Below are 13,592 nucleotides of genomic sequence, written 5' to 3' on the forward strand. Positions count from 1 at the left end.
GCCTAGCGCCGTCGACGTGGTGCGAGCACGGACCGCGCGACGTCGGCCGCTCGGGATCTGAGCTCTCGGGCATAGTCAGCTGGTCTCGGCTCTCGCAGGAGCTTCATCCGAAGGTGGTCCCCGTTGATCAGCAGAAGCGAACGGAGGAGCTCCCAGCGCTCTGCCTGGCCACGCGAGGCGCGCCAGCGGGCGCGGAAGAGCTCCACTCGCGAACCGCCTCGCGAGACCACTTCCCACACGGCGCGCTCGGGATGGCCCTGCCAGTCGTCGAGCCGCCCGGTGGCCGCGGCCCAGCTGACGCCAGCTTCACAGGCGCGGGCGGCGCTCTCAAGCTCCGCCCACCTTCTTGGGCCGACCGCCTCGCGCACGGTCTCCACGTCGGCCGAACCTCGGTGCGGATCCCGGGCCGCGTGCAGGACGATCAACAGGGCCTGGTCCTCGAAGGCGGGAACACGGCAGGGCCAGGCAGCGATGGGCGACTCCCCTCTGCGCGTCCAGAGGCGCTCGAAGAAGTCCTCGGGGGCGAGGCCGACGCCGGGGAAGCTCCGGTGGATGTCGACGTGGCCCCAGTGCTCGCTCCAGAGCGTCATCGCGTGGTGGAACACCGAGCCGCTCCGGAAGGTCGTCGTGACCTCCCACCCGTGGGCCACGAGAATCTCGGCCAGCCGTCCCGCGTGTGCCGGCCGTACGAGGACGTCGACGTCGCTGCTCGCACGCCCCACCGCGTAGAGGCGGCGGTCAGCGGCGTATCCCTTGATGTGCAGGAGGTCGATCCCGGCCTCGGCCGAGAGCCACTCGACGAGCGCATGGGCAAGCTGGATCCGGTCGCTCAGCGGCAAGTCAACCAGCGGTGTGCCGCGGTTCGGATGTGCTTCTGTCTCGAGTCCCCCCACAGCTCCATCATTCTGACCCGTGAGGGCGAAGGCAAACAGCCTAGGGGCGGCCGTTGACTGCCGAGATGGAGAGGGAGACCCAGCGGGTGAAGTCCATGACGGTCTGGGTGGTCGCGGGGGCATCGGTGGTGACTCCGCGGAAGAACCTCCAGAGGTTCCGATGCACCCCTGATCCGATGACGTGGCCACGGCCGAAAGTGCCGTCCAGACCGCGCGCGTCGCGCTCCCAGTCGATCATCGTGTACTCGACGGCGTTGCTCTCATCGACGGGACGGCTGAGGATGACGATGCGTTGATCAGGCGAGACTGCACGGACGTTGAAGGGTTTCGGGCCGGTGTCATAGAACGTGACCTTGTCCCCGAGAGCGAGGCTCCTGAAGCTCATTGCGCCCCCCTAACGACCGTATCCCCGCTGGCTCTGAGCTGGGATCTCGGGCACCAGTGTAAGCGGTTGCGCAAACGGATGTCATAGGCGGTGCGCAAGCGTCGCCTATGTAACGGCTGGGCCGTCGCGAGGGGCTCCCGGGCAATCCGGGGAAGTCACACAGCGAACTCCCGGGCCAAGCGAAAGTGTCGGCGCCGTGGGATAGTGTCGCTCCATGGAACAGGAGCCCTATGGGGCGCATCTGACCGATGGGGGAACGCGCTTTGCTGTGGCGACTGCGCCAGAGGCCGAGCGCGTAGAAGTCTGCCTGGTCACGGACGACGGCGGGCAGACGTGTGTGGACTTGGTGCGGCAGGGCGAGGCCGACGGCGCGATCCGCTGGGAGGGCGAAGTCGCCGGGGCCGGGGAAGGCCAGTTCTACGGCTACCGCGTGCACGGCCCGTGGGAGCCGGAGCAGGGACTTCGCTTCAATCCCGCGAAGCTACTCCTGGACCCTTACACGCTCTCGGCCTCCGGGACGTTCACCGGCGAGCAGGAGCTGCACGGATACGTCTTCGGCGAGCCCGGGACGATGGACACCTCGGACTCACTTGGGCGTGCCATGCTCTCCGTCGTCTGCGACCACGGCGAGTACGACTGGGAAGGCGATCGGGCCCCGCGCCGCCCGTACCACGAGACCGTTGTGTACGAAGCCCATGTCAAGGGGCTCACCCAGCTCCATCCTGAGGTTCCCGAGGAGCTCAGGGGGACGCTCCGCGGCGCGGCGCACCCCGCCGTCGTCGGCCATCTCGCCTCGCTTGGCGTCACGGCACTCGAGCTCATGCCCGTCCATCAGTTCATCGAGGATCCCATCCTCGTAGAGAAGGGCCTCTCGAACTACTGGGGCTACAACAGCATCTGCTTCTTCGCGCCGCACAACGCCTACTCGTCCAGTGGCCACCACGGCCAGCAGATCGCCGAGTTCAAGGACCTCGTCAAGGCCTACCACCGCGCCGGGATCGAGGTGATCCTCGACGTCGTCTACAACCACACGGCAGAGGGCAACCATCTCGGGCCGACGCTTTCGTTCCGAGGCATCGACAACGCGGCGTACTACCACCTCGTGCCGGGCGACGAGTTCCACTACATGGACTACACCGGTACCGGGAACACGCTCAACGTCGGTCATCCTTTGACGCTTCGCCTCGTCGTTGACTCGCTGCGCTACTGGGTCACCGAGATGCACGTGGACGGCTTCCGGTTCGACCTCGCGGCATCGCTCGCGAGGGAAGCCGGCGAGGTGGACATGGTCTCGCCGTTCTTCGAACTCGTGGCCTCCGACCCGGTTCTCTCCCGGGTCAAGCTCATTGCGGAGCCATGGGACGTGGGCCCTGGCGGCTACCAGGTGGGCAACTTCCCGTCTCAATGGGTCGAGTGGAACGGCAAGTTCCGCGACTGCGTGCGGGACTTCTGGCGCGGTGAGCCGGGGAAGCTGCGGGAGCTGGCGACGCGGCTCTCGGGCTCCGCTGACCTCTATGAGGAGGAGGGGCGAAGGCCCTCTGCCTCCGTGAACTTCGTGACCATCCACGACGGCTTCACGCTCCGCGACCTCGTCTCGTACAACGCCAAGCACAACGAGGCGAACGGCGAGGACAACCGCGACGGGACCGACGACAACCGCTCGTGGAACTGCGGCGTCGAGGGGCCGAGCGATGACCCGCACATCCTCGAGCTTCGTGCTCGCCAGCAGCGAAACCTGCTCCTGACGCTCATGCTGGCGCAAGGGGTACCGATGCTCTCCCACGGAGACGAGCTCGGGCGCACCCAGGGCGGGAACAACAACGCCTATTGCCAGGATAACGAGACGACGTGGATCGACTGGGCGCACGCGGACGGGGAACTCGTCGACTTCGTGCGGCGCCTCGTGCGCCTTCGCCGTGAGCATCCGGTCTTCCGCCGCCGCAGCTTCTTCGATGGCACACCGGTTGCGCCTGCGGAGGGGGATCCGCTCCCCGACATCGTCTGGCTGGACGCGGACGGAACCACCATGGGCAGCGACGACTGGGATGAAGACTGGGCGAAGTCGCTTGCGTTCTTCCTCAATGGCAATGCGGTTCCCGGAGCGAACGGGGCGGCCCGGGACTCGGATGTGCTCGTGATCCTGAATGCCGCGGACAACGACGTCGACTACCTCATTCCTGCCGGCCACTTTCCCGACAAATGGACGACGGTCCTCACCACGTGTAGTTCGGGCCTGGTGGGGGAACGGACTGGTGCGGGGGAGCGCTTCGTCGTGCCTGCCCGCAGCGCTGTCGTGCTCGAGGCCGTAAGAGAGTGAAGGGCTGAGGCGCGGCGGAAAGAGAACGACGGCGTCACCCCCCCATCGCTATGATGCGAGGCACCGGGTCCGGCGTGACCCACCACTGATAGAGGAGCTACATGGAGATCTGGCCCGGCACCCCATACCCCTTGGGTGCGACGTTCGACGGAACCGGGACGAACTTTGCCCTGTTCAGCGAGGCCGCGAGCAAGGTGGAGCTGTGCCTCTTCGACGCGGATCGGAATGAGAAGCGGGTCGAGCTCAACGAGGTGGACGGCTTCGTGTGGCACTGCTACCTCCCGGACATTCAGCCCGGGCAGCTCTACGGCTATCGGGTACACGGCGAGTACGACCCGAGCAAGGGGCTTCGCTGCAACCCGAACAAGCTCCTCCTCGATCCGTATGCCAAGGCAGTCCACGGGCAGCCCGAGTGGTCCCAGCCGCTGTTCTCGTACAACTTCGGCGATCCGTCGAGCCGCAATGACGAGGACTCGGCGCCTTACATGATGCTCGGCGTCGTGACCAACCCGTTCTTCGACTGGGGTCCGGACGCGCAGTTGCGCATCCCGTACCACGAGACGGTCATCTACGAGGCCCACGTCAAGGGGCTCACCGAGCTGCATCCCGAGGTTCCCGAGAACCAGCGGGGAACCTATGCGGGCGTGGCGCACCCCGCCGTCGTCGCCCATCTGAAGAAGCTCGGGGTGACCGCCCTCGAGCTCATGCCCGTGCACCAGTTCGTGGACGACAGCACCCTGCAGGAAAAGGGCCTGCACAACTACTGGGGCTACAACACAATCGGGTTCTTCGCCCCGCACGCCGGATACAGCTCTGCCGGCGACCTCGGCACCCAGGTGCAGGAGTTCAAGGCGATGGTCCGCGCTCTCCATGAGGCGGACATCGAGGTGATCCTGGACGTCGTGTACAACCACACGGCCGAGGGCAACCATATGGGCCCGACGCTCTCCCTCAAAGGCATCGACAACGCGCGCTACTACCGGCTCGTCGAGGATGACCCGCAGTACTACATGGACTACACGGGCACGGGCAATTCCCTCAACGCCCGGCAACCCCACTCCCTGCAACTGCTCATGGACTCGCTCCGCTACTGGGTAACCGAGATGCACGTCGACGGCTTCCGCTTCGACCTCGCCTCGACACTCGCCCGGGAGTTCTACGACGTCGACCGCCTCTCGAGCTTCTTCGAACTCATCCAGCAGGATCCCGTCGTCTCGCAGGTGAAGCTGATCGCCGAGCCGTGGGACGTCGGGCCAGGCGGCTACCAGGTGGGCAACTTCCCGCCGCAATGGTCGGAGTGGAACGGCAAGTACCGCGACACGGTGCGCGACTTCTGGCGAGGCGAGCCAGCCACGCTCGGGGAATTCGCTTCGCGGCTCACCGGCTCTGCCGACCTCTACGAGCGGGATGGACGCCGCCCAGTCGCCTCCATCAACTTCGTGACCGCCCACGACGGCTTCACGCTGCGGGACCTCGTCTCCTACAACGAGAAGCACAACGAGGCCAACGGCGAGGACAACAACGACGGCGAGTCCCACAACCGTTCGTGGAACTGCGGTGCCGAGGGGCCCACCAAGGATGAGAAGGTCCTCGAGCTGCGCGCACGCCAGCAGCGGAACTTCCTTGCCACGATGTTCCTTTCGCAGGGTGTGCCGATGATCTGCCACGGTGACGAGCTCGGGCGGACTCAGCACGGCAACAACAACGCCTACTGCCAGGACTCCGAACTCACCTGGATCAACTGGGAGGCCACGGACCGGCCGCTCGTCGAGTTCACCGCGGCTGTTGCACGCCTGAGGGCGGAGCACCCGACGTTCCGCCGCAGCAAGTTCTTCGTCGGCAAGCCCGTCCGGCGCGAAGAAGGCGACCGGCTTCCGGACATCGTGTGGCTCAGGCCTGACGGCGAGACCATGGTGCCCGAGGACTGGGACACCCCCTTCGGCCGATCGGTTGCCGTGTTCCTCAACGGCAACGGCATCAACGGCGTGGACCGACGGGGTCAAGCGATCACCGACGCCCATTTCCTCCTTTACTTCAATGCGCACGACGGCGAAGTGAGCTTCCGCATTCCGTCCCGGAAGTACGCGCCTGGGTGGGACGTCCTCATCGACACGTCAGGGGCGCTGCCACACGGCAAGGAAGTGCTCGCGGGTACCGAGATCGGGATCGCAGCCAAGAGCCTTGCCGTGCTGCGGGCCCACGAGCCCGCCCCGGCCGAGGCGGATCATTCCGTCGCGGCGTCGCTCGCAGCACTCGCCGAGAGTGAGGGGCGCGCGCCGGAGGCGCCCGTCGAGGAGGAGACGCCCGTCGAGGAGGCGGCTCCGGCTGAGGCGGATGTGGAGACGCCCGTCGAGGAGGCGGCTCCGGCTGAGGCGGATGTGGAGACGCCCGTCGAGGAGGCGGCTCCGGCTGAGGCGGCGGACCAAGCGGCGCCGGACTCCTCCAAGACGAAACGATCCGAGTCCGGCCCGCGGAGGGGCAAGGACTGACATGCGGTATCCCACGTCAACGTATCGACTGCAGATCCGCCCGGGCTTCACGCTCGACGACGCCGCACGCCTCGTGCCGTACCTGCACAGGCTGGGCGCTGGCTGGGTCTACCTTTCCCCGATCCTCACGGCGGTCCGCGGATCCGAGCACGGCTACGATGTCGCCGATCCGACGCGGGTGGACCCCGAAAGGGGTGGCGAGGACGGGCTGGCGCGGCTTGCCGCTGCTGCGCACGAGGCCGGCATGGGCGTTCTGGTGGACATCGTGCCGAACCACCTCGGCGTCGATGTACCCGAACAGAACCCGTGGTGGTGGTCGCTTCTCCGGGAAGGGCGGGACTCGCGTTTCGCCGAAGCGTTCGACGTCGACTGGGCGGCAGGGGATGGGAAGATCCTCCTTCCGCTGCTCGGCTCGGAGGCGGACCTTGACGGTCTCCGTCTCGAGGGGGATCGCCTGTACCTAGGCGAGATGCCGCTCCCGGTCGCGGAAGGCAGCGCCAGCCCTGACGACAGCCCGCGGGACGTCGCGGGCCGCCAGCACTACGAGCTCATTCCGTGGCGTGAGGCCGACACCCGGCTCAACTACCGGCGGTTCTTCACCGTCACTAGCCTCGCAGGGGTTCGCGTCGAGGTTCCATGGGTCTTCCACGCGGCCCATGCCGAGGTACGTCGCTGGTTCGACGAGGGGTTGGCCGATGGGCTCCGGATCGACCACCCGGATGGGCTCGCGGACCCGATCGAGTATCTCGGGCGGCTTCGCGAGCTGACCCGCAACTCGTACACCGTGATCGAGAAGATCCTCGAGGCAGACGAGCGACTTCCGTCGGAGTTCCCCTGCGAAGGCACGACGGGCTATGACGCGCTCGGTCTCATCGACCGCCTCTTCATCGACACGGCTGGCGAGGCGCGGCTCAACGAGGTGGAGGCGACCCTTCGTCGTCGTTCGCCCCGTCCTGCAGGATCGCCCGGCTCTGCAGGATCGGGTGAGGAAGCCGGCGGGGGCGTCGATGTGGAGGCCGTGGAGCGCACCGCCAAGCGGATGATCACCTCCGGGCCGCTCCGCGCGGAGATCCTTCGGCTCGCACGCCTCGTTCCCGCCGCGGCAGACGCCCACAACCTGACGGAGGCCGGCGCGCTTCCGCGTCCGTTCGCCTCAGAGGACGACGTTGCCGACGCGCTCGCCGAGATCGCGGTCGCTTTTCCGGTCTACCGCACGTATTTCCCGCATGTTCCCGGCGAGGCCGAGCTTGTGGACCAGACGTGCCGTCAAGCCGCTGGCGAGCGCCCTGATCTTGCGGAGACAATCATGGCTCTCGCACCGCTCCTGACGGATCCAGCCACGGAACTCTGCGTCCGGTTCCAGCAGACCACCGGGATGATCATGGCCAAGGGCGTCGAGGACACGGCGTTCTACCGGCTTTCGCGGCTCGGGACGCTGACCGAGGTGGGGACCGATCCGGGACGCTTCTCGATCGGCCTCGATGAGTTCCACGCGCGGATGAGCGAGAGGGAGGCATCGATCCCGCACTCGATGACCGCCCTCACGACCCACGACACCAAGCGCAGCGAGGACGCACGGGCCCGCATTTCGGTCCTTGCCGAGATGGCAGACGAGTGGGCGCAGCTGCTCCCACGCCTCCTCGAACGCGCAGAGCTTCCCGACGGCTCGCTCGCGAATCTCGTGTGGCAGGCCATTGTGGGCGCCTGGCCAGCGGACGCCGAACGGCTCACGGGCTACGCGCTCAAGGCAGCCCGCGAAGGGGCGTTGGACACGACTTGGACCGAGCCGAACGCCGATTTCGAAGACAAGCTCGAGGCACTCGTCCACTCGGCTGTGTCGGACCCCGAAACACGGAGCCTCGTCGAGGACTTCGTCGCAAGGATCAAACCGTACGGCGCGTCCAACGCGCTCTCCGCCAAGCTTGTGCAGCTCGCAGGCCCCGGCGTTCCCGACGTCTACCAAGGCACCGAGTTCTGGGACCGCTCCCTCACGGATCCCGACAATCGGAGGCCAGTGGACTTCGAGGCTCGGGATGCCGCGCTGTCGGCACTCGACGTCGGTTCGCTGGTCCCGCTCCCGACTGCGGAGGAAGCCAAGCTCCTCGTCGTCTCTCGGGCACTCCGGCTCAGGCGCGACCGGCCCGAGCTCTTCGAGGGCTACGTGCCGCTCAAGGCGAATGGGCCGGCCGCCGCACATTTGGTGGGCTTCAGACGCGGAGTGCGCGGCGCCGTCGTCCTCGCCACCCGGCTTCCCGCCGGGCTAGAGCGGCGCGGTGGGTGGGGCGACACCTCCGTCGTCCTCCCGCGGCCCACCCTCAACGCCTTCACAGGCGCCGTCCACGAGGCGGGGCAGCTGCCCCTTGCAAAGGTGCTCGCAGAGCTTCCCGTCGCCTTGCTCGTCCCGGAGGAGAAGTGATGACCGAACAGGTGCAGACTGCCGGCCGTACCGCACACGAGCCGGGGGACGTGTGGGCGCCGGCGGCGAAAGAGGTTGAACTCGTCCTCGGGGCCGAGAAGCTCGGTCTCGTCGAGCAGGACGGCGGATGGCGGACCGTCCCCGAGGCCGAGCGGGCCCGCGTGCGCGCGGCGCTGGCGGGAGGGGAGCGGTACGGCTATGTCGTCGACGGCGAAGGGCCCTTCCCTGATCCTCGCTCCCTCCGACAGCCCGAGGGGGTGCACCAGCTCTCGGCTGGCTTCGACCCGTCCTCGCACCGCTGGTCCGACGACGGCTGGACCGGCCGGGAACTCGCAGGTTCGGTTGTCTACGAGCTCCACATCGGGACCTTCACGCCGGAGGGGACCCTGGACGCAGCCGCCGAGCGGCTCCCGTACCTCGCCGATCTGGGCATCGGCTTCGTAGAGCTCCTGCCCGTCAACGCGTTCAACGGGCCCCACAACTGGGGTTACGACGGTGTCCTCTGGTCAGCCGTCCACGAGGGCTATGGGGGGCCGGCGGCCTATGAGCGCTTCGTCGACGCCGCGCACTCGCACGGCATGGGAGTCATCCAGGACGTCGTCTACAACCACCTAGGACCAAGCGGCAACTACCTCCCGAAGTTCGGCCCGTATCTGCTCGAGGGCGGAGCAACCGTCTGGGGTGACTCGGTCAACTTGGACGGGCCGAATTCGGACGAGGTCCGTGCCTTCATCCTCGACAATGCCCGGCTTTGGCTCGAGGACTACCGAGTGGACGGCCTACGCCTCGACGCGGTTCACGCGTTCGTCGACCGGCGCGCAGTTCACCTCCTCGAGGATCTTGCCGTGCTTGCGGATGAGGTCGAGAAGCGGACGGGTCGCGCCAAGGTGCTCATCGCGGAATCGGACCTCAACGACCCCCGCATCATCTCGCCGCAAGACCGTGGCGGCTACGGGGTGCATGGACAGTGGAGCGATGACTATCACCACGCGGTGCACGTCGCCCTGACGGGTGAAGCGGAGGGGTATTACTCGGATTTCGCGGACCCTGAAGCGCTTGCGAAGGTTCTCCGGGGCGGCTTCTACCACGACGGCACCTATTCGAGCTTCCGAGAACGCCGCCATGGCAGGCCCATCGATGCCGATCTCGTGACACCCAGCCAGCTGGTGGTGTGCAGCCAGAACCATGACCAAGTGGGCAACCGGGCCGCCGGTGATCGCCCGAGCGCGTCGCTCGGCTACGATCAGCTCGCCGTCGCGGCGACCCTCGTGCTGGCCTCGCCGTTCACCCCGATGCTCTTCATGGGGGAGGAGTATGGGGCACGCACGCCGTGGCAGTTCTTCACTTCCCATCCTGAGCCCGAGCTCGCCCGCGCGACTGCGGAAGGCAGGCTCAAGGAGTTCGAGAAGATGGGTTGGGATTCCTCCCTCGTCCCAGACCCCCAGGACCCCGAGACCCGCAGCCGCTCCATCCTTGACTGGAGCGAGGCAGAGACGGACGACGGCGCGCGCCTCCTTGCGCTGTACCGACGCCTCATCCACGCGCGGCACGAGCTCCCCGGCCTGTGGTCCGGGCGCTTCGACGAGACTGAGGTCGCGACGGGCGCTGACGGCGGGAGCAGGTGGATCGCTTGGAACCGGCCGGGCGCGGCTGTTGCCGTCAACCTCGGCCCGGGTTCGGCCAAGGTGCGCCTTCCTGGCGCGGGTGGAAGGCGCGTGGTGATCTCGACCGACGAGGCGATTCGCATGGACGGCGACCTCATCGCCTTCCCCGGTCCTGGCGCCGTCGTCCTCGGGGATTAGGCAGCCGCGAGCTCCTCGCGACACGAAGAGGCCCCGTCCGGCGCTGCCGGACGGGGCCTCTCGCTGGTGAGGGACTAAGCCCTGCGGCGGTGCACGATGGCACCCCAGATGAGGAGGACGATGATGGACCCGACGATGGCAGTGACCCAGGTGCGGATCTCAAAGAAGGTGCCGATCGTATTGAAACCGAAGATCAGGCCACCAATGAAGCCTCCCAGCCAAGCGCCGATGACGCCCAAGATGAGAGTGGCAATCCAGCCGCCGCCCTGACGGCCAGGGAGGATGGCCTTCGCAATCGCCCCGGCGATCAGACCGAGGATCAGAAATCCGATGAACCCCACGTTATTCTCCTTTGCTGGTGCGATCCCGTAGAGAACTACGTATTTCCCCGATCCAGTTGTTCTAACACGCAACTACGTGCGCGTCACCGTTGTCCTCGAGACGATGCTGAATCTTTATAGGATGGTGCGCTGTGACGTACATCGCAGATTCCACCCGTTATGAATCCATGCAGTACAACCGGGTTGGGCGCAGCGGTCTCAAGCTGCCGGCCATCTCCCTCGGGCTCTGGCACAACTTCGGGGACGACAAGACGTTCGAGGAACAGCGTGCCATCCTTCGGCGCGCCTTCGACCTCGGAGTCAACCACTTCGACCTGGCCAACAACTACGGGCCGCCTCCAGGGAGTGCCGAGTCCAACTTCGGCCGGCACCTCCGTGAGGACTTCCGCCCCTATCGGGACGAGCTCGTCATCTCGACCAAGGCCGGCTATTTCATGTGGGACGGGCCCTACGGCGAATGGGGATCTCGGAAATATCTGATCTCTAGCCTTGACCAATCGCTCAAGCGCATGGGTCTTGAATACGTCGACATCTTCTACAGCCATCGGCCGGATCCGGATACTCCGCTCGAGGAGACGATGGGGGCGCTCGACTACGCCGTCCGCTCGGGGCGTGCTCTCTACGCAGGCATCTCGTCCTACTCGCCTCAGCAGACGCTCGAGGCGGCCCAGATCCTTCGCGATATGGGCACGCCGCTGCTCATCCATCAGCCGCGTTACTCGATGGCTGACAGGTGGACGGAGCAGGGCAGCCCTAACCTGTACCAGGCTCTGGACGAGGTGGGGGCCGGGTCGATCGTCTTCTCGCCACTGGCGCAGGGCCTGCTGACGAACCGCTATCTGCACGGGATCCCCGAGGACTCTCGGGCGGCGAAGGAGCACTTCCTCAAGTCGTCCTCGATCACCGAGGACAAGGTCGAGATGGTGCGAGCCCTCGACGCCATCGCGCGTGACCGAGGGCAGACTCTTGCGCAGATGGCCATCGCATGGGTGCTGCGCCCGCAGCCCTCGGGAGCGACGCCAGTGACCTCGGCGCTCATCGGTGCCTCGTCTGTGGGTCAGCTCGAGGATTCGCTCGGCGCCCTCGCCGGGCCCGAGTTCCTCGACGGGGAGCTGGCCCAGATCGATCAGATCCTCGCGAGCCACTGACCACTCGTGGGTCATCATCTGGCCAGTCGTTGGACGACATCTGGCCACTCGATAGGGGAGATGTGGCCAGTCGATAGGGGAGATGTGGCCACTCGTCGAAACCACCCGACGAGTGGCCACTTCTCGCCCGACGAGTGGCCACCTCTCAACCCACGAGTGGCCACCTCTCAACCCACGAGTGGCCAGATCCTGCCCGGAGGCGTCGAGCCGGGGTCAGCGGTGCGCCGGCGAGACGGCTGCGGGGCGCCGTCCGAAGATGAAGTAGGCGATCGGCCCGAACGTGTTGACGAAGGTGGCCGCGAACCACGCCGCCTTCCGGCCGTTGATCTGCTGCGCGGGGCGCCGGGCGAGGTCCCGCCACGCGAGCAGCTTGAGGCCGAACTCGAGCATCGAGAAGCTGACGACCCAGAACCTCTTCCGTCCGCTCATCTTCTTCCATTCCTTTTGGGCGCGGCGTGCCATAGACCCTCCTGTGAAATGCTGTGCTTTCGAGTCTAGGTCCGGTTGGCCCGGAGAGGCGTTGGGTAGGATGACTTTGCTTTCCGGCGTCGGACGCATCCTTCGCCGGTGCCAGCTAATCTGCTAGGAGAACCGTGTCTGAGAACCCGATCCGTGTGGCCATCGTCGGCGTGGGCAACTGCGCCTCCTCCCTCGTCCAGGGAGTGCACTACTACCGCGACGCGGACCCGGGGGAGACAGTCCCCGGCCTCATGCACGTCCAGTTCGGGCCGTACCACGTTCGGGACCTCGAGTTCGTTGCCGCCTTCGACGTGGACGGCAAGAAGGTGGGGGTCGATCTCGCCGACGCCATCGGCGCTAGCGAGAACAACACGATCAAGATCGCCGACGTCCCGCCGACTGGCGTGACGGTCCAGCGCGGCCACACCCTCGACGGACTCGGCAAGTACTACCGCGAGACTATCGAAGAGTCCGACGCCGAGCCGGTCGACGTCGTCGCCGCGCTCCGCGACGCGAAGGTCGACGTGCTCGTGTGCTACCTTCCCGTGGGTTCCGACCAGGCCGCGAAGTTCTACGCCCAGTGCGCGATTGACGCCCACGTGGCGTTCGTCAACGCCCTCCCCGTGTTCATCGCCGGCACCCCCGAGTGGGCGCAGAAGTTCACTGAGGCCGGGGTGCCGATCGTGGGCGACGACATCAAGAGCCAGATCGGCGCCACGATCACCCACCGCGTGCTCGCGAAGCTGTTCGAGGACCGCGGCGTGACCGTGGACCGGACGTATCAGCTCAACGTCGGCGGCAACATGGACTTCAAGAACATGCTCGAGCGCGAGCGGCTCCAGTCCAAGAAGATCTCCAAGACCCAGGCCGTGACCTCGAACGTCGAGGCGGAGCTCGCCGAGCGCGACGTGCACATCGGCCCGAGCGACTACGTCGAGTGGCTCGACGACCGCAAGTGGGCGTTCGTGCGCCTCGAGGGCCGCAACTTCGGCGACGCTCCCGTCTCGCTCGAGTACAAGCTCGAGGTGTGGGACTCGCCCAACTCGGCGGGCGTGATCATCGACGCCGTCCGGGCCGCGAAGATCGGCCTCGACCGCGGCATCGGCGGCCCCCTCGTCTCGCCGTCCGCGTACTTCATGAAGTCCCCGCCCGAACAGCGTGCCGACGACGTCGCCCGCGCTCAGGTCGAGGCCTTCATCCGCGGCGACGTGGAGCGCTAAGCGACGGTTGCGGGCAAGCCGAGTGCCGCCGTCGTCCGCTGAGGGGGACGACGGCGGGGCGCGGCTTCCAGCAGAGGGCCCCCGAGGCAGGCATACTGCCTCGGGGGCCCTCTTCGATTGGT

The 13,592-nt window shown here is 66.8% G+C and carries 10 protein-coding genes; 6 read left to right on the forward strand and 4 right to left on the reverse strand.

Annotated features, from left to right (window positions below; genetic code table 11):
- Positions 1–2 precede the first annotated feature (2 nt).
- Together L0M17_RS05230 and L0M17_RS05235 are read right to left on the reverse strand one after the other, a co-directional pair.
- Entirely contained in the window at positions 3–893 is an 891-nt protein-coding gene (locus tag L0M17_RS05230; RefSeq protein ID WP_241052434.1) for a nucleotidyltransferase family protein, read from the reverse strand.
- A 40-nt stretch (positions 894–933) separates the two neighbouring features.
- On the reverse strand, positions 934–1,278 hold the full coding sequence (locus L0M17_RS05235; protein WP_241052436.1) for a hypothetical protein: 345 nt from the start codon (positions 1,276–1,278) through the stop codon (positions 934–936).
- Between the two features lie 214 nt (positions 1,279–1,492).
- Here L0M17_RS05235 and glgX (L0M17_RS05240) point away from each other — a divergent pair, with 214 nt between their 5' ends.
- From glgX (L0M17_RS05240) to treZ, 4 genes are all read left to right on the forward strand, one after another.
- Positions 1,493–3,595 (forward strand): glycogen debranching protein GlgX, encoded by a 2,103-nt coding sequence (gene glgX / locus L0M17_RS05240; RefSeq protein WP_241052442.1) that lies wholly within the window; start codon positions 1,493–1,495, stop codon positions 3,593–3,595.
- 101 nt (positions 3,596–3,696) lie between these two features.
- Complete coding sequence (gene glgX / locus L0M17_RS05245) at positions 3,697–6,084, forward strand: glycogen debranching protein GlgX (protein ID WP_241052445.1); 2,388 nt, start codon at positions 3,697–3,699, stop codon at positions 6,082–6,084.
- A gap of 1 nt (position 6,085) precedes the next feature.
- Positions 6,086–8,500, forward strand: coding sequence for a malto-oligosyltrehalose synthase (gene treY, locus L0M17_RS05250; protein WP_241052447.1), 2,415 nt, complete (start codon positions 6,086–6,088; stop codon positions 8,498–8,500).
- Positions 8,500–10,302 (forward strand): malto-oligosyltrehalose trehalohydrolase, encoded by a 1,803-nt coding sequence (gene treZ / locus L0M17_RS05255; RefSeq protein ID WP_241052449.1) that lies wholly within the window; start codon positions 8,500–8,502, stop codon positions 10,300–10,302. Before treY ends, treZ begins: the two co-directional genes overlap by 1 nt.
- Positions 10,303–10,376: 74 nt before the next feature.
- On the opposite strand, the gene L0M17_RS05260 is transcribed toward treZ, so the two are convergent.
- Complete coding sequence (locus L0M17_RS05260; protein WP_043120042.1) at positions 10,377–10,643, reverse strand: GlsB/YeaQ/YmgE family stress response membrane protein; 267 nt, start codon at positions 10,641–10,643, stop codon at positions 10,377–10,379.
- 131 nt (positions 10,644–10,774) lie between these two features.
- Between L0M17_RS05260 and mgrA the strand changes: the two genes are divergently transcribed.
- Positions 10,775–11,791, forward strand: coding sequence for an L-glyceraldehyde 3-phosphate reductase (gene mgrA, locus L0M17_RS05265; protein ID WP_241052450.1), 1,017 nt, complete (start codon positions 10,775–10,777; stop codon positions 11,789–11,791).
- Between the two features lie 213 nt (positions 11,792–12,004).
- Here mgrA and L0M17_RS05270 read toward each other — a convergent pair whose 3' ends face one another.
- Entirely contained in the window at positions 12,005–12,220 is a 216-nt protein-coding gene (locus L0M17_RS05270) for a PLDc N-terminal domain-containing protein (protein WP_241052452.1), read from the reverse strand.
- Between the two features lie 164 nt (positions 12,221–12,384).
- Between L0M17_RS05270 and L0M17_RS05275 the strand changes: the two genes are divergently transcribed.
- Positions 12,385–13,470, forward strand: a complete 1,086-nt coding sequence (locus L0M17_RS05275; protein ID WP_241052462.1) for an inositol-3-phosphate synthase — start codon at positions 12,385–12,387, stop codon at positions 13,468–13,470.
- Positions 13,471–13,592: the final 122 nt, after the last annotated feature.

This window comes from Sinomonas terrae (assembly GCF_022539255.1).
GTDB lineage: Bacteria > Actinomycetota > Actinomycetes > Actinomycetales > Micrococcaceae > Sinomonas > Sinomonas terrae.

What these genes read in the sequence shown, in the direction of transcription:
- treZ (WP_241052449.1), top strand. Translation starts at nt 8,500, where the DNA reads ATGACCGAACAGGTGCAGACTGCCGGCCGTACCGCACACGAGCCGGGG.
- L0M17_RS05270 (WP_241052452.1), bottom strand. Translation starts at nt 12,220, where the DNA reads ATGAGCGGACGGAAGAGGTTCTGGGTCGTCAGCTTCTCGATGCTCGAG.
- glgX (WP_241052445.1), top strand. Translation starts at nt 3,697, where the DNA reads ATGGAGATCTGGCCCGGCACCCCATACCCCTTGGGTGCGACGTTCGAC.
- L0M17_RS05235 (WP_241052436.1), bottom strand. Translation starts at nt 1,278, where the DNA reads ATGAGCTTCAGGAGCCTCGCTCTCGGGGACAAGGTCACGTTCTATGAC.
- treY (WP_241052447.1), top strand. Translation starts at nt 6,086, where the DNA reads ATGCGGTATCCCACGTCAACGTATCGACTGCAGATCCGCCCGGGCTTC.
- glgX (WP_241052442.1), top strand. Translation starts at nt 1,493, where the DNA reads ATGGAACAGGAGCCCTATGGGGCGCATCTGACCGATGGGGGAACGCGC.